The 19,194-nt window shown below is 58.3% G+C and carries 16 protein-coding genes and 1 tRNA gene; 10 read left to right on the top strand and 7 right to left on the bottom strand.

The annotated features are described in order from the left end of the window. The first annotated feature begins 316 nt into the window (after nucleotides 1-316). Nucleotides 317-1,552: a 3-(3-hydroxy-phenyl)propionate transporter MhpT gene (gene mhpT, locus BZL43_RS08880; protein WP_095631956.1), complete on the top strand. Its 1,236-nt coding sequence runs from the start codon at nucleotides 317-319 to the stop codon at nucleotides 1,550-1,552. Between the two features lie 429 nt (nucleotides 1,553-1,981). On the opposite strand, the gene BZL43_RS08875 is transcribed toward mhpT, so the two are convergent. The 6 genes from BZL43_RS08875 to BZL43_RS08850 form a co-directional block, all read right to left on the bottom strand. Then, nucleotides 1,982-2,057: transfer RNA gene (locus BZL43_RS08875), tRNA-Gly, on the bottom strand. A 63-nt stretch (nucleotides 2,058-2,120) separates the two neighbouring features. Next, a complete protein-coding gene (pgsA, locus tag BZL43_RS08870; RefSeq protein ID WP_008066866.1) occupies nucleotides 2,121-2,681 on the bottom strand; it encodes a CDP-diacylglycerol--glycerol-3-phosphate 3-phosphatidyltransferase in 561 nt (186 codons plus the stop codon). A 33-nt stretch (nucleotides 2,682-2,714) separates the two neighbouring features. Next, nucleotides 2,715-4,538, bottom strand: coding sequence for an excinuclease ABC subunit UvrC (gene uvrC, locus BZL43_RS08865; RefSeq protein ID WP_095631955.1), 1,824 nt, complete (start codon nucleotides 4,536-4,538; stop codon nucleotides 2,715-2,717). A gap of 2 nt (nucleotides 4,539-4,540) precedes the next feature. Next, complete coding sequence (uvrY, locus tag BZL43_RS08860; RefSeq protein WP_008015884.1) at nucleotides 4,541-5,182, bottom strand: UvrY/SirA/GacA family response regulator transcription factor; 642 nt, start codon at nucleotides 5,180-5,182, stop codon at nucleotides 4,541-4,543. 126 nt (nucleotides 5,183-5,308) lie between these two features. Next, nucleotides 5,309-5,752: an N-acetyltransferase gene (locus BZL43_RS08855; RefSeq protein WP_095631954.1), complete on the bottom strand. Its 444-nt coding sequence runs from the start codon at nucleotides 5,750-5,752 to the stop codon at nucleotides 5,309-5,311. Continuing rightward, on the bottom strand, nucleotides 5,753-6,004 hold the full coding sequence (locus tag BZL43_RS08850) for a hypothetical protein (protein WP_095631953.1): 252 nt from the start codon (nucleotides 6,002-6,004) through the stop codon (nucleotides 5,753-5,755). Between the two features lie 477 nt (nucleotides 6,005-6,481). Between BZL43_RS08850 and BZL43_RS08845 the strand changes: the two genes are divergently transcribed. Beyond that, a complete protein-coding gene (locus tag BZL43_RS08845) occupies nucleotides 6,482-7,570 on the top strand; it encodes a 3-deoxy-7-phosphoheptulonate synthase (protein ID WP_095631952.1) in 1,089 nt (362 codons plus the stop codon). 61 nt (nucleotides 7,571-7,631) lie between these two features. On the opposite strand, the gene BZL43_RS08840 is transcribed toward BZL43_RS08845, so the two are convergent. Beyond that, nucleotides 7,632-8,684 carry a hypothetical protein gene (locus BZL43_RS08840; RefSeq protein WP_095631951.1) on the bottom strand — a complete coding sequence of 351 codons (1,053 nt, stop codon included), beginning with the start codon at nucleotides 8,682-8,684 and terminating at the stop codon, nucleotides 7,632-7,634. A gap of 339 nt (nucleotides 8,685-9,023) precedes the next feature. Between BZL43_RS08840 and BZL43_RS08835 the strand changes: the two genes are divergently transcribed. The 8 genes from BZL43_RS08835 (at nucleotide 9,024) to BZL43_RS08800 (ending at nucleotide 19,192) form a co-directional block, all read left to right on the top strand. Beyond that, a complete protein-coding gene (locus tag BZL43_RS08835; RefSeq protein WP_095631950.1) occupies nucleotides 9,024-9,905 on the top strand; it encodes a triacylglycerol lipase in 882 nt (293 codons plus the stop codon). Between the two features lie 96 nt (nucleotides 9,906-10,001). Beyond that, nucleotides 10,002-10,283: a peptidylprolyl isomerase gene (locus BZL43_RS08830; protein ID WP_007898306.1), complete on the top strand. Its 282-nt coding sequence runs from the start codon at nucleotides 10,002-10,004 to the stop codon at nucleotides 10,281-10,283. Between the two features lie 136 nt (nucleotides 10,284-10,419). Continuing rightward, nucleotides 10,420-12,288 (top strand): extracellular solute-binding protein, encoded by a 1,869-nt coding sequence (locus tag BZL43_RS08825; RefSeq protein ID WP_095631949.1) that lies wholly within the window; start codon nucleotides 10,420-10,422, stop codon nucleotides 12,286-12,288. After that, a complete protein-coding gene (locus BZL43_RS08820) occupies nucleotides 12,288-13,349 on the top strand; it encodes a microcin C ABC transporter permease YejB (protein WP_095631948.1) in 1,062 nt (353 codons plus the stop codon). Before BZL43_RS08825 ends, BZL43_RS08820 begins: the two co-directional genes overlap by 1 nt. Next, nucleotides 13,349-14,371 (top strand): ABC transporter permease, encoded by a 1,023-nt coding sequence (locus tag BZL43_RS08815; RefSeq protein ID WP_168185074.1) that lies wholly within the window; start codon nucleotides 13,349-13,351, stop codon nucleotides 14,369-14,371. Before BZL43_RS08820 ends, BZL43_RS08815 begins: the two co-directional genes overlap by 1 nt. 14 nt (nucleotides 14,372-14,385) lie before the next feature. Next, nucleotides 14,386-15,966, top strand: a complete 1,581-nt coding sequence (locus BZL43_RS08810) for an ABC transporter ATP-binding protein (RefSeq protein WP_095631947.1) — start codon at nucleotides 14,386-14,388, stop codon at nucleotides 15,964-15,966. 131 nt (nucleotides 15,967-16,097) lie between these two features. Further along, on the top strand, nucleotides 16,098-17,513 hold the full coding sequence (locus tag BZL43_RS08805; protein WP_095631946.1) for a sigma-54-dependent Fis family transcriptional regulator: 1,416 nt from the start codon (nucleotides 16,098-16,100) through the stop codon (nucleotides 17,511-17,513). A gap of 287 nt (nucleotides 17,514-17,800) precedes the next feature. After that, nucleotides 17,801-19,192: a GntP family permease gene (locus tag BZL43_RS08800; protein WP_095631945.1), complete on the top strand. Its 1,392-nt coding sequence runs from the start codon at nucleotides 17,801-17,803 to the stop codon at nucleotides 19,190-19,192. Nucleotides 19,193-19,194: the final 2 nt, after the last annotated feature.

The following is a 19,194-nucleotide window of genomic DNA, read 5'->3' as shown; positions in this document are numbered from 1 at the left end:
TTATTGTTGTTGTTTTTTGAACGGGATCGTCGGGGGTTGCCCCAAGGATCTCCGGTCAGAGAATGGAAACGCTTGAGGGTGGCGTCAACCCACAATGACCGATAACCGAACATTAATATTATTATCTATTTTTTAAACTCATCATCATCTGTATGACATCACATTGATTTACATGAAATTAATTACATTTTTAAGCCGAAAAACTTGACTGTTCATTTTTTAGTTATCTTTGTTAATCTTAATTTCAGCCTGTTATCGCTGCAATCAGGCTCGCATTCACCCGTCAGCCCCAACAAAAACAATAATGAGGTTCGCCATGGACATCCCATCACGTCGCACGACGCTGACCATCGCCCTGTGTTTTATCGTTGCACTGATCGAAGGCTTCGACCTGCAAGCAGCCGGCACTGCCGCTGCTGGCCTGCGCCAGACCTTTGCCTTGGACCCGAAACTGATGGGCTGGGTATTCAGTGCTGGCATCATCGGTTTGCTGCCGGGCGCCTTCTTCGGCGGCTGGATCGCCGATCGCATCGGCCGCAAAAAAATCCTCATCGGCGCCGTGCTGCTGTTCGGCGTGTTCTCCCTCAGCACTGCCTATGTCAGCACTTTCTCCGCCCTACTGCTGGCGCGCTTCATGACGGGACTGGGCCTGGGCGCCGCCCTGCCCAACCTGATCGCCCTGTGCGCCGAAGCCGTGGGTGAACAACGCCGTGGTACCGCCATCAGCATCATGTATGCCGGCGTGCCGTTGGGTGGCGCACTGGCGGCGGTGGTCGCCATGCTCTTCACCGAGCATTGGCAAACGACCTTCATCATCGGCGGTCTCGCGCCCTTGCTGGTGGTGCCATTGATGATCTTGCTACTGCCCGAGTCCTGTGCCTTTCGCCAGCAACAAGGCACCGCCAACGTGGCGCGCACCTCAACCGGCCAGGCGCTGTTCGGCGAAGGCCGGGGCCGTGTCACCCTGGCGTTGTGGCTAAGCTATTTCTTCACCCTGACCGTGATGTACATGTTGCTCAACTGGCTGCCATCGCTGCTGCTGGAACAGGGTTTCAGCAAACCCGAGGCAAGCCTGGTGCAGATGCTGTTCAATATCGGCGGCGCCCTCGGTTCCCTGCTCGGCGGGCTGCTGCTGGACCGCTGTAACGGCATCAAGGTGGTGATGTTTGTATACGCCGGGTTACTGGCGGCGCTGGCCGGGGTCGGCCTGTCGGTGGGCATCGTTCCAATGGCCATCGCCGGGTTTGCCGCGGGGTTGTTTGTGATGGCTGCGCAACTGGTGCTTTACGCCCTGGCACCGCCGTCGTACCCGACCTCGGTGCGTGCCACCGGCGTCGGCGCAGCGGTGGCCATCGGGCGCCTGGGGTCGGTGGCCGGGCCCTTGGCCGCAGGGCAGATTCTGGCGGCCGGGGCCGGTACCACAGGGGTGTTGCTGGCGACCTCGCCGGGGTTGGTGATTGCGGCGTTAACTATCATCAGTGTGATTGTCCGTTCGACACCGCTGACCGAGCCCGAGCTCAGGACGGCGAACCCGCTTGCGCACAAACCCTGACCGCATTAATGAAAAAAGAGGCCTCGCAGACTGTGTGAAAACCTAGCAATCTGCGAGGGGCGCTCAAAGAAAATGCTCCGTGTCGAAAGATACGGAGCATTTTTCGTAATGGCTTACATCCAAGGCGAGTCTCGGAACCAGAGCAGTCTGTTTCCGGTTTCGCTGGAAGAGTTGATCCCCGAGGATCATCTCGTTCGATAGTAGGCGACTTGGTGGCCATTGATGACAGTAAGTTTCAGGCCGTTGCTTCCTCGCGAAGAAGTCTTGACCTAAGAAACGCCGAAAAATAGAAAGGAAAATGGACTTAAAACCACTGGATGCTGCTGGAACGCAGTAGACGTTAGCGGAATACAACACAAACAAAAAAAGGACCCTAAGGTCCTTTTTTCTTTCTCCATGGAATTCAGTGGAACTCCATGGAGCAATATTTGGAGCGGGAAACGAGACTCGAACTCGCGACCCCGACCTTGGCAAGGTCGTGCTCTACCAACTGAGCTATTCCCGCGTCTTGGTGAGGCGCATTCTATAGAATCCACATCCCCCGTCAACCCCTTGATTCAAAAAAAGTTTATTTCTTTTCCACGTCCGTCTTCAGATGCGGCCAGGCAGCCCGCAAGTATTGGACCATGGACCACAACGTCAGGCCGGCGGACACCAGCAACAAGGCGTAACCCATCAGGACCCAGAAGCTGAAGTCCGAAGGGTTGGCCAGCAGGATCACCAGCGCCAGCATCTGCGCGGCGGTTTTCCATTTGCCCAGGTTCGACACCGCTACATGGGCACGGGCACCGAGTTCGGCCATCCACTCGCGCAGCGCCGAGACAACAATTTCGCGACCGATGATAACGGCGGCCGGCAGTGTGAGCCACAGGTTGCCATGTTCTTGCACCAGCAGAACCAGTGCAACGGCGACCATCAACTTGTCTGCAACAGGATCGAGGAAGGCCCCGAACGGTGTGCTTTGTTCCAGACGACGGGCCAGATACCCGTCGAGCCAGTCGGTCGCGGCGGCAAAGGCGAAAACCGAGGCAGACGCCAGATAGCTCCAGTGGTAAGGCAAGTAAAACAGCAAAATGAAGATCGGGATGAGCAGAACGCGTAGAACGGTAATCAGATTAGGGATATTCATCGGCACAACTGGCTACGAGGTGAGTTGGGCATTCTACTCGCTGTGCAGATTTGCATAAATCAACTCTGCGAGCTTTTTGCTGATTCCGGGTGCTTTGGCGATCTCTTCGATGCTGGCACGAGACAGCTCCTGCAATCCACCAAAATGTTTTAACAAATCGCGCCGACGCGTCGGTCCGACACCGGCAACGCCCTCAAGTGTAGACGTGCGGCGAGTTTTGCCACGACGTGCGCGGTGCCCCGTAATGGCGAAACGGTGGGCTTCGTCGCGGATCTGCTGGATCAAATGCAGCGCGGGGGAATCGCCACGCAAGGTGAATTCATGCGCCGCGTCATTGAGGTACAGGGTTTCAAAACCGGCCTTGCGCGTTGCGCCCTTGGCAACACCCAGCAAAATCAGGTCGGGTACAGCCAGTTCGTTAAGCACATCACGAGCCATTGACAGCTGGCCTTTACCGCCGTCGACCAGCAGGATGTCTGGCAACTTGCCCTCGCCCTCCTTCAGTTTACTGAAGCGTCGGGTCAAGGCCTGGTGCATCGCGGCATAGTCATCGCCCGGCGTAACCCCTTCGATGTTGTAGCGGCGGTAGTCGGACTTGATCGGGCCTTCCGGGCCGAACACCACGCAGGACGCCACAGTGGCCTCGCCGCTGGAATGGCTGATGTCATAGCACTCAAGACGTTGCGGTGGCTCGTCCAGTTTCAGCACTTCGGCCAAGGCATCGAAACGTGCCGAAACGTGTTGGCGGTTAGCCAGACGTGCGCCCAACGCTTGTTCGGCATTGGTGACTGCCAATTGCTGCCAGCGCGCCCGGGTGCCGCGGACTCGATGGCTGATGGTCAATTCACGACCGCGCAGCGCTTCGATGGCTGCGATCAGGGTCGGAAAATCTTCGTGAACCACGTTGACGATCAGCTCGCTTGGCAAGTCCCGCTCAGGACTGCTGATGAAGTATTGGCCAAGAAACGCTGCCATGACTTCAGAAACGTCTTCCTCAATACCCACCTGCGGAAAGAAGTTCTTACTCCCCAACACCCGACCACCGCGCACGCTGATCAAGTGTACGCAGGCGCCGCCTGGGTTGACGAACGCCGCGATCACATCGACATCGCCTGTTCCGCCTTCCATGCTTTGCTGGTCCTGGACCCGACGCAGCAATGAGATCTGATCACGCAATTCGGCGGCGCGCTCGAATTCGAGATTGACCGCCGCTTCCTCCATGGCCGCAGACAACTCGTCCGCCAGAGCGTTGCTGCGTCCTTCAAGAAACATCACCGAATGGCGTACGTCTTCGGCATACACCTCGGGTTCCACCAGCCCCACACACGGCGCCTTGCAGCGTTTGATCTGGTATTGCAGACAAGGACGCGCCCGGTTCTTGTAGAAGCTGTCTTCACACTGACGAACAAAAAACGCCTTTTGCAGCAGGCTCAGGCTTTCGCGAATCGCCCCGGCGCTGGGATAAGGACCGAAATATTTGCCCTTGGCCTTTTTCGCCCCGCGATGAATGCTCAAGCGTGGGAACTGGCCATCCGAAAGAAAGACATAAGGGTAGGATTTGTCGTCGCGCAGCAGGATGTTGTACGGCGGACGCCATTCCTTGATCAGCGTCTGCTCAAGCAGCAAGGCTTCGGTTTCGTTGGCCGTGATGGTGGTTTCGACCTGGGCGATACGGCCTACCAGCGCAGCGGTCTTGGGGGCAAGACCTGTTTTGCGGAAATAGCTCGCCAAACGCTTCTTGAGATTTTTCGCTTTGCCGACATACAGCAGGCGCGCCTCGCTATCGAGCATGCGATAGACGCCCGGCCGACCACTGACCGTCGACAGAAAAGCACTTGGATCGAAGATTTCAGTCATTTTCAGAGGCTGGCATCAACCATGCCGTGACGAACCGCCAACAGCGTCAATTCGACATCGCTGCTGATCGAAAGCTTCTCGAAAATACGGTAACGGTAGGTATTCACTGTTTTTGGCGACAGACACAGTTTGTCGGAAATGATCTGCACCTTCTGACAACCGACAATCATCAACGCAATCTGGATTTCCCGCTCCGACAAGGCGTCGAAGGGCGAATCATTGGTTGGCTGGAACGACTTGATCGCCAGTTGCTGGGCAATCTGCGGGCTGATATAGCGTTGCCCGGCAAACACCAGGCGAATGGCCTGGACCATTTCCGGTAATCCGGCGCCCTTGGTCAGGTAACCTGCGGCACCGGCCTGCAACAGCCGGGTAGGAAACGGATCTTCTTCACACACGGTGACCGCGACGACCTTGATGTCCGGATGACTGCGCAATAACTTGCGCGTGGCTTCAAGACCGCCGATCCCGGGCATCTTGACGTCCATCAGCACTACATCAGGTTTCAACTCGCGCGCTTTAAGCAGGGATTCCTCCCCTGACTCAGCCTGGCCGACTACTTGCAGGCCATCGATGTCAGCCAGCATTCGTGTAATGCCTGTACGAACGAGATCATGGTCATCGACTACTAGCACCCTAATCAAGCAGACACCTCGCGAATTGGTCTTATTGGTTGTCGGACACCTTAGCAAAAAGCAACTGGCAGACCTAGCGGAAAGCAGCATATAAAAAGTGTCAAATCTTCTTGCGAGGCTTGCCACCAGTGTGTTTCAGCGATGCAGTCCATTGATATCACGCTGCATTCTCAGGAAACACTGGTCTTTGCCGACCACCTTCAGGCCTTTTCTTTCGTAAAGCTTTTTTGCCGGATTATTTTCAAAGACCGTCAGACGCAATGCCGGACGTCGTTCCTTGCATGCCATGGCGAATACTTGATCGATCGCCCAGGAACCGGCGCCCTGCCCCTGGTACGCTGCTGATACATGCAATTCGCGGATATACAAGGCGTTGGCGTCACGGCTCAGGCTGACATAACCCATCAGTGTGTCATCACGCACGATCAACCAGTTTTCCCGCCCCTCCCAGGCGACATCAAAGGCCTCGTCCAGCCACAACAGCTGATGTTGAATGTAGTAACGAAGCATATTTCGACAAGTCAGGTCACGGGCAAAGTCCAGGTCCCTGGACGTTGCCGGACGCAATTCGAAACCCATTCAAGCCTCCGCCACAGCCACGATTTGCTCTTTCCAGCCGTCAGCATTGCGGCGAGCAATAACCATCAGGCTTCTGCGTAACCCCGCCATGATAGTCGTTAGACCGTCATCGATCGATGCTGTATCAGGAGCGTAACCGTTTTTTTGATCAGCACCCACCGATGTACTCAAGCGATAGACAAGCCCATGATCATCGATAGCATTTTCTGATTGAATCCGCGTACCAGCCTCTAGTAAGCTCGGCGCATTCATCGGAGACAGACCATGCTCAACGCCCTCTCACAGCTTCGTACCGCCAGCGCCCCGCGCTCGGTTGCGGCTGCCCGGGCGAATGACGTTTGTACTTCGGTCAGCTTTTATTTTGGGTATTGGTTTAGCCACTGGCGCGCCTGATACCCACACGGCGCCCACTTCAAACGGGTCGCCACCAGAGAATTCTCAACCCCCGGTCGGCCTCCCGACCGGGGGTTTTGTTTTTTCAGCCCTGAACATTTTTGCGTCACACCCGACAATTTGAGGATTCACGACATGAACTACGCCACTTATTACCGTTACGACAGTTTTTCCGCCTGGCGATTTACCAGCCTCCGCTCGGGACAGCCTGCCGCCTCCGATCGGTCACCCACAGGTGGCAAGCACACACACGCAGCCAATCCGGCCAATTGTCGAACACCCCAATAGGGCCGAGCACGCGGGAACGAACCCGCCGCCAGCCCAGGAAGCCCGAATATGAACTCGTCCGTCTCTGCTCTGCCGCTGTCCACTCTGAACCCCGCCAATGAAGCGCTGACGTTGCGTCTGCCCAGCTCATTGCAGCTCAAACAGCAATTACCCCTCAGTAACGCCCTGACCCGGCAAGTCGCCGCCCACCGCCAAGCGGTTCGCGCGATCCTCAACGGTGAAGACTCCCGTCTGCTGGTCATCGTCGGTCCGTGCTCGATTCACGATCCCCGTTCCGCCCTCGAATACGCCACTCACCTTGCCCGCCTGGCCGCCGAAGTCAGCGACGAGATGCTGCTAGTGATGCGCGCCTACGTCGAAAAGCCGCGCACCACGGTGGGATGGAAAGGCCTGGCCTACGACCCGCACCTGGATGGCAGCGACGACATGGCCGGCGGTTTGACGCTGTCCCGGGAATTGATGCGCGAAATGCTCCAGTTGGGTTTACCCGTTGCCACCGAGCTGCTGCAACCGATGGCCGCCGGCTACTTCGACGACCTGCTGAGCTGGGTCGCCATTGGCGCCCGCACCACCGAATCACAGATCCACCGGGAAATGGCCAGCGGCCTGAGCATGCCGGTAGGGTTCAAGAATGGCACCGACGGCGGTGTGGCTGTCGCCAGCGACGCCATGCGCTCGGCCGCCCATCCGCATCGTCATTTCGGCGTCGATAGCCAAGGGCACCCTGCAATTATCCAGACACAGGGCAACCCAGACACCCACTTGGTATTGCGTGGCGGCCATCGCGGGCCGAACTACGACCGTGACAGCATCGCTCAAGTGCACAGCGATTTGACCCGGCTCAAGATTCCGGCGCGGATCATGGTCGACTGCAGCCACGCCAACAGCGGCAAAGACCCATTGCGTCAGCCAGCGGTATTCAACGACGTGCTTGAACAGCGCTTGCAGGGTGATCGATCGTTGATTGGCATGATGATCGAAAGCCATCTGTTCGAAGGTTGCCAAGCGCTGAGCCCATCGCTGCGTTACGGGGTGTCGGTAACGGATGGCTGCCTCGGCTGGACCGGGACAGAACGGTTGTTGCAGCAGGCAGCCGAGCAACTTCGTGCGCAGCGTTGTACCCAACAATCGAAATGACCAGTCGTTGCCGCCATCCAGTTCTCCAAGCGAAAACGGGATGGCGGTTGCCTTGAACCGGTTACGACTGCACGTGTACCAACGTGACTTCGGACTGTTGGCTCACATCATCGAGACGTTCGACCGAATAGGCTACCCGGACCGTCAAGTCCCGATGCTCGCGCCAAAACCTGTAAGGAACGATAAATACCAGCGGTTGACCGGCCATTTCTTTGGAGATCTCACGATCATCGCGATGATTGAAATGCTCCCCGTCACATTTCAGATAAACCAGTTCACCCTCTTCTGCCTGGGCATTGTCGATCACGACGGTGACACCATCGATTGCATCTTGCAGATCCAGCCACCCCTCATCAGCCTCCAGCACCGAGGGCGGCAACAGCGGTCCTCGCTCCAGAGGGCCGATCAATAACTGTGCAGGCTCCGAGAAGCGAGGCGCTTGGCCTTCTTGCTCGACGCAATAGCTGATCGTAACGGTTGCACCAAGGTCAGGGGCAATCGATTCGGGGCTGACCCAAAACGACAGTTCGCCACCCACTGCAAAAGACTCGATTTTCAATGCGTCTTTGAAGCTCGATTGTGGCGTACCGCCAGCCCAGGACAGCAAGACCCGATCTCCAGCCGCCATCCGGGAATACGGCCTGATCGTAACGCGCGCGCCCTCGGCGACCCTGTCGGGATCGAGTGCGCCGCCCACCGCATCGTTCACAATCACAGGCAGCAAATCCGGCCGGACATCACCGACATTCAACTGTAAACGCCTGGACTCCAAAGGCTTACGATGAAGCGCACTGTACAAGGTGTAGTAAACCTCGAGCGATCCGCCGTCCAGTGCGGCGATGTGTACGTCCGACACCTTAAAGACAATGATCCTGTCCACCTGGGCTTCGCTGACAAACCGCGTTACTTCATGCCGATACCCCTGACCCTCGGCATCGATACCTGACCAGGACAAGACCAGCTTGTCGCCGCAGGCCATGGCCTGATAGGGCGCAACAGTGACAATGGCTTTCCTTTCGGATGGATCCAGCATGGCATTTTCCGCCTGCTCCAGCCGTGGTGGCGCCATGCATTGCTCTACAACGTTCACGTTTGCCGCTTCATAAATAGTCATTCATACGCTCCGGTCCTTGGAATAGATGCCGCCTTGAAGGCCAGCATCGAACGAAGCCTATTGAACCCCACGACGCTGATTAGTGATGCAGGGCAAAGGCGTCGGTTTGCGCGGAAAAACGACGTCTCACAAGTAGGTCATTGCGAGGAAGCGATCAACCATCGTCAAAAAGATGTCCGGATATTCCGACCAAGGCCTCGTGTTCATCTGAACTTTCGTACTTTTTCTATTCCGTTTTCATCGGGTTACAGCGGCTTTTTCATACATCGCCGAGCAGCTGGTGTGCTTTAGAGTGCCCCCTCGAGCACACACCTGATCTACTGCGAAAAAGGAATCCACATGCTACGGAATGCAACCACTCACTATCCGATCCTGCTGGTTCACGGGCTTTTCGGCTTCGATCGCATCGGCAACCTGGAACTGTTCCATGACGTCAAACTGGCCCTCAGGAGCGCCGGCGCCAGGGTCTTCATCCCGCATCTGTCGGCGACCCACAACAATGAAACCCGCGGCGAGCAACTGTTAGCGCAGATCGATCGGGTACTACGGGGAACCGGTGCAAGCAAAGTCAACCTGATCGGTCACAGTCAGGGGGCACTGGCAGTACGGTATGCGGGGGCGCAAGCACCCGAGGTGGTCGCCTCGGTGACCTCGGTCAGCGGGCCGAATCATGGCTCGGAACTGGCCGACTTCCTGCGTAAGGCGTTGATCCCCGGGCGCCTGCCGGAGCACGTTGCCGCAGCGGTGGCCACGCTGTTCGCCGATTTCCTGTCATTGCTCAGTGGCAATCGGCATCTGCCGCAAAACGCCGTTGCCGCGCTCAATGCATTGACCACCGAAGGCGTCGGCACCTTCAATGACAAGTACCCACAAGGGTTGCCGAAAACCTGGGGCGGCAAGGGGCGCGATCAGGTCAATGGCGTGCGCTACTATTCCTGGAGCGGCACTTTGCAGGGAAACACCCTCGATGAGGGACTCCACGCACTCAATCCGCTGCATGGGTTTCTGCGGGCCTTCTCTCACTATTTCACCACCGAAGCCGAGCAGAATGACGGCATGGTCGGTCGATTCAGTTCCCATCTGGGCAAAGTGATCCGTTCGGATTATTCGCTGGATCATCTGGACAGCCTCGGCCAGACAACCGGTCAGGTGCGCCGGGGTATCGACCCGATCTCCTTGTACGTGCAACATGCCGAACGCTTGCGAAATGCCGGCCTATAAAACGCTGCATGAAACAGACGGAACTTTGAGGAAGAAATAGCCCACTGAATCCGGTAGGCTCCGCATTTTATTAAACATTGAATGGAGTATTTTCCCATGGCAAAAGCCACTGCCCGTCACATCCTGGTTTCCAGCGAAGAAAAGTGCAACGAACTCAAGGCCCAGATCGAGGCTGGCGCCGATTTCGCCGAAGTCGCCAAAGCCAACTCATCCTGCCCTTCCAGCCGCCAGGGCGGTGACCTGGGTTCGTTCGGCCCGGGCCAGATGGTCAAGGAATTCGACACCGTGGTCTTCAGCGCACCGATCAACGTCGTGCAAGGCCCGGTCAAGACCCAGTTTGGTTACCACCTGCTGGAAGTGACCAGTCGTCAGGACTGATTAACGCTTTGAGTTTGCTCCATAACGGCCCGCCTTTTGGCGGGCCGTTGTGTTTTCGTTACGTGATACGGCTGGCGAGGGACGCGCCGCTAGCGTACAAATTGTGATTTTCCACTCCCCGGCTCCAAGGCTGACAATGCGACTGGCTTTCCCCACTTTGTTGTTCACTGCCGTGGCGCTGCTATTAAGTGCCGCGGGTGTGAATGCTGCACCGCAACATGCGTTGACCGTGTACGGTGAACCGGCGAAATATCCTGCTGGCTTCAGCCATTTCGCCTACACCAACCCGCAAGCGCCCAAGGGCGGAACGATGCGTCGCTCAGCGGTGGAAATCGGTCATTTCGACCATATCCTGCCGTACATCGACAAGGGCATCGGGGTCACGCAAATCGACGGCTTGATCTACTCGCCCCTGGCCCAGCGCTCGCTGGACGAACCCTATACCGTGTACGGCCTGGTGGCGCAGCAGATAGAACGCTCGGACGATGGCTTGTCTCTGCGTTTCTACCTGAACCCGAAGGCCCGTTTCGCCGACGGCAAGCCGATTACCGCCAAAGACGTGGGCTATACCTTCGACCTGCTGATGACTCAGGGCAGCCTGCGCTATCGCACGCAATTCGCCGACGTCAAAGGCGTCGAAATAGAGTCGCCACTCACCATTCGGTTTGACTTCAAGAGCAACGAAAACCGTACCCTGCCCCTCGACCTTGCAACCTTGCCGGTGCTTCCCGAACATTGGTGGAAAACCCGCGACTTTGCCAACGGCGGTGGTTACGAGCTGCCATTGGGCAGCGGGCCGTACCGCGTGAGCAAGGTCGACTCCGGGCGCAGCATCACCTTCGAGCGTAACGCCGATTGGTGGGCCAAGGATTTACCGGTCAGCCGCGGCCTCTACAATTTCGATCATTTCAGCATCGAGTATTTCGGGGATACCGATGTCGCCCGCCAGGTCCTGCGAGGTGGTGCCTACGACTACAACCGCGAATTCTCCGCCACCGCCTACTCCATCGGCTATGAGAGCCCGGCCCTGAGCGACGGCCGTCTGCAAAAGGCGCACTTGGCCAAAGAGGCACCGCAAGCGGCCCAGGGTTTTGTGTTCAACCTGCAAAACCCGATGTTCCAGGACCGTCGAGTGCGCCAGGCGCTGGCCATGCTCTGGGATTTCGAGTGGACCAACCGGCAGATGATGCGCGAGATGTACATCCGCCAGCAGAGCTTCTTTTCCAACACCAACCTCGCTGCCCGAAAACTGCCCGATGCTGGCGAACTCGCCATTCTCGAACCGCTGCGCGGGCAGATCCCCGATGAAGTCTTCACCCAGGTCTTCGAAGCGCCGAAAACCGACGGCAGCGGCCTGATTCGCGACAAACAGTTGCAAGCCCTGGGGTTGCTCCAACAAGCCGGGTGGAAACCCGATGGCGATCAACTGGTCAACGCCCAAGATCAGCCGCTGAGCTTCACCTTCCTGATCAGCCAGAACGGCATGGAGCGTTTACTGCTGCCTTATAAGCGTACCCTGAAACAAATCGGCATCGACCTGAATATTCGCCGCATCGACGCCTCCCAGTACGTCAACCGCCTGATGTCCCGGGACTACGACATGATCGTCACCGGCTACCCGGTTACCACATCGCCGGGCAACGAGTTGTACAACTACTTTGGCTCGGCGGCCGCCAACGATCCCGGTTCCAACAACTACATGGTGCTGAAGAACCCGGCGGTCGATACGCTGGTCAACGGCCTGGTCCGCGCCACTACCCAGGCTGACATGCTGCGCTACGCCCATGCCCTGGACCGTGTCCTGCAATGGAACTTCTATTGGATTCCCAATTATTACCCGCCAGGCAGCTCGACCGTGTGGTGGAACCGCTTTGGCATCCCCTCTGTGCAGGCAAGCAATGACGAAGCTATCGAGAGTTGGTGGGAAGTGAGCACCACGCCCCTGACCAATGAACAGATGACCGCCGAACTGATCAGACGCGGCCAACCCGGAGGGCCGCGTTGATGTGGGCTTACATACTGCGGCGCTTGCTGCTGATCATTCCGACGCTGGTGATCATTCTTCTGGTCAATTTTGTCATCGTCCAGGCCGCGCCCGGTGGCCCGGTGGAACAGGCCATCGCGCAATTGCAGGGCATTGGCGCTGCGAGTGTCGGTGGCGGTTCCAGCGAAACCATGCACGGCAGCTCACGGGCCAGCCGAGGGCTCGACCCGCAGCTGATCAAAGAGATTGAAAAGCAATATGGCTTCGACAAACCGGCCCCGGAGCGTCTGTGGCTGATGCTCAAGAGCTACGCCCACCTCGACTTCGGCAAGAGCTTTTTTCGCGGTGCCACGGTTACTGACCTGATTCTGGAAAAAATGCCGGTGACCATTTCCCTCGGGCTTTGGGCCACGCTGATCACTTATCTGGTATCGATTCCCCTGGGCATCCGCAAAGCCGTGCACCATGGCAGCCATTTCGATATCTGGAGCAGCACCGCGATCATCATCGGTTATGCAATGCCGGCCTTCCTGTTCGCGATGTTCCTGATCGTGGTGTTCGCCGGCGGTACCTCATTGAACTGGTTCCCGGTGCGCGGGCTGGTCTCGGACAACTTCGAGTCGCTGTCGACCCTGGGCAAAATCGCCGATTACTTCTGGCACCTGGTGCTGCCGGTGACGGCGCTGGTGGTGGGCGGTTTCGCCACCCTGACGATCCTCACCAAGAACTCCTTCCTCAATGAAATCACCCGCCAATACGTCGTCACCGCCCGCGCCAAGGGTTTGAGCGAGCGCCAGGTGCTTTACGGCCATGTGTTTCGCAACGCCATGCTGCTGGTAGTGTCGGGGATTCCACAGGCGTTCATCAGCGTATTTTTTGCCGGCTCGCTGCTGATCGAGGTGATTTTCTCCCTCGATGGCCTGGGTCGCATGAGTTACGAAGCGGCGGTGTCACGGGACTATCCGGTGGTCTTCGGCTCGCTGTTCATCTTTACCTTGTTCGGCCTGCTGATAAAACTCATCGGCGACCTGTGCTACACCCTGGTCGACCCGCGCATCGACTTCGCCGCGAGGAATGCCTGATGTTCACGCTCTCGCCGCTGGGCCGTCGCCGTTTCGAGCGTTTCAAGAAAAACCGCCGTGGCTGGTGGTCGCTGTGGTTGTTTGTCGGCCTGTTTCTGCTGACCCTGGGCGGCGAGCTGATCGCCAACGACCAACCGCTGGTGGTCAGTTATCAGGGCTCGCTGTACTTTCCGGCGTTCAAACGCCACACCGAGCAGGAGTTTGGTGGGCAACTGCCGTTCCAGGCCGATTTCCGCAGCGATTACGTACAGAAGCTGATTCATAAGGACGGCGGCTGGATGCGGTTTCCTCCGATCCCGTTCAGCGACGACACGCCCAATTACGACCTCAACCAACCGGCGCCGAGCCCGCCGTCGAAGGTCAACTGGCTGGGCACTGACGATCAGGCCCGCGACGTATTGGCCCGGGTGATTTTCGGGGCGCGGGTGTCGATTCTGTTCGCGTTGGCGCTGACCTTCATCAGCGCCTTGATCGGCATCACCGCCGGGGCGCTGCAAGGCTATTACGGTGGCTGGGTCGACCTGCTGGGCCAGCGCTTGCAGGAGGTCTGGTCGGGGCTGCCGGTGCTGTACCTGTTGATCATTCTGTCCGGCTTCGTCGAGCCGAATTTCTGGTGGCTGCTGGGGATCATGGCGCTGTTTTCCTGGCTGGCTTTGGTGGATGTGGTGCGCGCCGAATTCCTGCGCGGGCGCAACCTGGAATACGTCAAGGCCGCCCGTGCACTGGGCCTGACCGACCGCAAAGTGATCGTGCGGCACATCCTGCCCAACGCGATGAATGCGACCCTGAGTTATTTGCCGTTCATTTTGACCGGGGCGATTTCCACCCTCACGGCACTGGACTTTCTCGGCTTCGGCATGCCGGCCGGCAGTGCATCGCTGGGCGAATTGATCAGTCAAGGCAAGCAGAACCTGCAAGCGCCGTGGCTGGGGCTGACGGCGTTTTTCACCCTGGCGCTGATTCTTTCTTTATTGGTGTTTATCGGGGAGGCATTACGTGATGCCTTTGATCCTCGGTCTTGAAGCGGATTATTGATATGAGCGACAACCTGATCGAAATCCGTGACCTCAACGTGGCCTTCAATGGCCAGACCGTGGTACGCAATCTGTGCCTGGACATCCGCCCCGGCGAGTGCCTGGCGCTGGTCGGCGAGTCGGGTTGCGGCAAGTCGGTGACTGCCCACTCGATCCTGCAACTGCTGCCTGAAAACGGCACGACAACCACCGGCAGCATTCGCTATCGAGGTCAGGAGTTGATCGGCGCCGATATCAAGACCTTGCGCGAGCTGCGCGGCAACCGGATTGCGATGATTTTCCAGGAGCCGATGAGCTCACTAAACCCGCTGCACAGCGTTGAAAAACAGATCGGCGAAACCCTGCTGCTGCACCGAGGGTTGGGTGGCAAAGCGGCGCAAGCAAGGATTCTGGAGTTGCTGCAACTGGTAGGCATCCAGAAGCCCGAAGAACGGCTCAAGGCGTATCCCCATCAATTGTCTGGCGGTCAACGGCAACGAGTGATGATCGCCATGGCCCTGGCTTGCGAGCCGCAATTGCTGATCGCCGACGAGCCGACCACCGCGCTGGATGTGACGGTGCAGCGCAAGATCCTGTCGCTGCTCAAATCCCTGCAGCAGCGGCTTGGCATGTCGCTGCTGCTGATCAGCCACGACCTCAATCTGGTGCGCAGCATGGCCCAGCGGGTGTGCGTGATGCACACCGGGGAAATCGTCGAGCAGGCACCTTGCGAAACGCTGTTCACCGAACCGAAACACCCTTACAGCTGCATGCTGCTGAACGCCGAGCCGGAAGGTGAAGCGCTGCCCCGGGGCGAACGTGAAAACGTGCTGGAAGTGGATAATCTGCACGTACGGTTCACCATCGGTGGCGGCCTGTTCCAGCGTAAAACCTATCTATGCGCGGTGGATGGCATCAGTCTGAATGTTCAGCATGGCAAGACGCTGGGCATCGTCGGTGAATCCGGTTCGGGCAAATCCACCCTCGGTCAGGCGATCCTGCGCTTGCTCGATTCGCAAGGCAGCATTCGCTTTCAGGGCGAGGCCCTTGATGGCCTGACGCAAAAGCAGCTACGGCCGTGGCGCAAAAAAATGCAGGTCGTGTTCCAGGACCCCTTCGGCAGCCTCAGCCCACGAATGTCCGTGGCGCAGATCATCAGTGAAGGCCTTGAAGTTCATAGCCAATCCACCCCGCACGAATGCGAAGCCCAGGTGATCCGGGTGCTGGAAGAAGTCGGCCTCGACCCGCAAAGTCGTCATCGCTACCCTCACGAATTCTCCGGCGGCCAACGCCAACGCATTGCCATTGCCCGCGCACTGGTGCTGAAACCAGCGCTGATCCTGCTCGACGAGCCGACCTCGGCGCTGGACCGCACGGTGCAAAAACAAGTGGTCGCCCTGCTCCGTCAGCTTCAGGAAAAATACGGCCTGACCTACCTGTTCATCAGTCATGACCTGGCGGTGATACGCGCACTGGCCCACGACATGATCGTGATCAAGGATGGCAAAGTGGTGGAAAGCGGCGCCAGCCACACGGTGTTCGACTCGCCGCAGCATCCGTATACCAAAGAGCTGTTGGCGGCGGCGCGTCCGGGGTGGGCATAATCTGCGTCATGTCGTTGGACCGCGGCCTTCGCGGGCAAGCCTCGCTCCTACAGGTCGAGGTGATCGTAGGAGCGAGGCTTGCCCGCGAAGGCACCCGAACAAACACCACACATCCTGGACAGTGAAGCCCGATGAACACCACCGAAAGCCTCAAGGACTACCAGCGCGTTCGTACCCTGGCGATCCGCTCGCTGTTCGAAATCATCGAGCAATCGAGCGAAGGCACGGTGATTGTCGACCGCGATGCGAACATCGTCTGGATGAACGAGCGTTATGCCCGGCGTTTCGGTCTCGAGTCGGCCGCAGGTGCGATTGGCCGGGCCTGTGAAAGCGTGATCCCTGGCAGCCTGTTGCGAGAGGTGGTGCGCACCGGACGGCCCATCCTGCTGGACATGCAAGACACCCCCAAGGAACCGCTGGTGGTGATGCGTCTGCCGATTCATGACGATGCCGGCGCAGTGATTGGCGCCATCGGCTTTGCCCTGTTTGATGAGTTGCGCAGCCTGTCGCCGATGCTCAAGCGCTACCTGAGCATGCAGGAAGAACTCGCCTCCACCCGCTCGCTGCTGCGGGCACGGCAGACCAAATACAACTTCGCCCATTTCATCGGCACCAGCGCCGCCAGCCTGGAAGTCAAACGCCGCGCCCGGCGTAGCGCCAGCACCGAGTCACCGGTGTTGCTGCTGGGTGAAACCGGTACCGGCAAAGAGTTGCTGGCCCAGGCGATTCACGGCGCCTCTCCTCGGGCACACAAAGCCTTCGTCAGCATCAACAGCGCGGCGATCCCTGAGTCGCTGCTGGAAGCCGAGTTCTTTGGCACCGCCCCCGGCGCATTCACCGGTGCCGATCGCAAGGGCCGCACCGGCAAATTGCAAATTGCTCAGGGCGGCACGCTGTTTCTCGATGAGATCGGCGACATGCCGCTGCCGCTGCAAAGCAAATTGCTACGGGTGTTGCAGGAAAAGGAATTCGAGCCCGTGGGTTCCAATGAAGTGATTCAGAGCGATGTGCGGGTAATCGCGGCGACCTCCACCGACCTGGAAGCGGCGATCAAACGCGGTGAGTTTCGTGCCGATTTGTATTACCGCCTGAATGTGCTGCCGATTCAGGTCCCGCCCCTGCGCGATCGCCTCGACGACGTGCCGGCCCTCAGTGAAGCGATTCTCGAAGAGTTGCGCAGTCAGCACGAACTGGACCGCGAAGCCCTGGATTTGTTGGGCCAACATGCCTGGCCGGGGAATATCCGCGAACTGCGCAATGTGCTGGAGCGCGCGGCGTTGCTCAGTGATGATTTGATGCTGAACGTGGCGGATATCCGCGCGGCGATTGGCAGTTTTATCCCGGTGCAGCGTGTGGCGCCCTTGGCCATCGAACCGGTCGCCCATGAAACCTTCAGTGAGGCTCGCGAACGGTTTGATCGACAGTTGATTGAATCTGCCCTCGCGCAATGCGATGGGAAGGTTATTGAAGCGGCGGCGCGTTTGGGGATGGGGCGATCGACGTTGTACAAGAAGATGGTGGCGTTGGGGATTGCCGAGTCTCCATAAAGAGACACTGATCTCCATTGGTAGACAGGCCTCTTCGCGGGCAAGCCTCGCTCCTACAGGTAACGCAATGGCGCGAATATCCCCAATCCTGTAGGAGCGAGGCTTGTCCGCGGAAGCATCAGCCCAGCCACCAAAAATCTCAATACAGAGACAAAAACCCACGCAACTGTCTCACCAACAAATAATTTACTTAAATTTCAATAACTTATCTTCTGGCACGAAACTCGCTAAAGCCCTCTCCTACAAAAGATCCACCCTACAAAAATAACAATCGAAGGAGACACACCATGAGTGTGATCATTGCCTTGGCAGCTCTCACGCTGCTGATGGTGGCTGCTTACCGTGGCTACAGCGTTATCCTCTTTGCTCCGATCGCCGCCCTCGGCGCCGTCCTGCTCACCGACCCTTCCGCCGTTGCCCCCGTCTTCACCGGGGTGTTCATGGAAAAAATGGTCGGCTTCGTCAAACTGTATTTCCCGGTGTTCCTGCTCGGCGCCGTGTTCGGCAAGCTGATCGAGTTGTCGGGTTACTCGCGCTCCATCGTCGCGGCGGCCATTCGCGTGCTTGGCACTCGCCAAGCCATGCTGGTGATCGTATTGGTCTGCGCCCTGCTCACTTATGGCGGCGTATCGCTGTTTGTGGTGGTGTTTGCGGTTTATCCGTTCGCCGCCGAGATGTTCCGTCAGAGCAATATTCCCAAGCGCCTGATCCCGGCGACCATCGCCCTTGGCGCATTCTCCTTCACCATGGATGCCCTGCCCGGCACGCCGCAGATCCAGAACATCATCCCCAGCACCTTCTTCAACACCACCGCCTGGGCCGCACCGTGGCTGGGTGTGATCGGCACGATTTTCGTGTTCTGCGCCGGCATGCTGTTCCTGCAGAGTCAGCGCAATAAAGCTCAACGCAGCGGTGAAGGGTATGGCTCAGCACTGCGCAACGAACCGGAAACCGCGCCGGACATCAAGCTGCCCAACCCATGGATCGCCTTGTCGCCGCTGTTGATGGTGGGGCTGATGAACCTGCTGTTCACCCGCTGGATTCCGCTGTGGTACGGCAAAACCCACAGCGTCGCACTGCCAGGCATGGCAACCCCCGTGACCACCGACATCGCCAAGTTGACGGCGATCTGGGCGGTGCAAGCGGCCTTGCTGGTGGGCATCGTCATGGTGCTGGTGTTCAGCTTTCAGACGATTCGCAGAAAGTTGGCCGAAGGCAGTAAAAGTGCGGTCAGCGGCGCACTGCTGGCAGCCATGAACACCGCGTCCGAATACGGTTTCGGTGCAGTGATCGCCTCGCTGCCAGGTTTTCTGGTGCTGTCCGGCTGGCTCAAGAGCATTCCCGACCCGCTGGTCAACGAAGCGGTTACCGTGACCCTGCTGGCCGGCATCACCGGTTCGGCGTCGGGCGGCATGAGTATTGCGTTGGCGGCGATGTCCGAGACGTTCATCAGCGCCGCCCACGCTGCCAACATTCCATTGGAAGTGCTGCACCGGGTCGCCGCGATGGCCAGTGGCGGCATGGACACCCTGCCGCACAACGGCGCAGTGATTACGTTGCTGGCGGTCACCGGTTTGACCCACCGCGAGGCCTACAAAGACATTTTCTGTATTACGCTGATCAAGACACTCGCTGTTTTTGTGGTGATCGGTACTTTCTACGCCACTGGCATTGTGTGAGG

Source organism: Pseudomonas sp. PICF141, from assembly GCF_002286815.1.
Lineage (GTDB): Bacteria > Pseudomonadota > Gammaproteobacteria > Pseudomonadales > Pseudomonadaceae > Aquipseudomonas.
The sequence above is the reverse complement of the archived record's forward strand: the minus strand, read 5'-3'. Positions and strand labels throughout refer to the sequence as shown.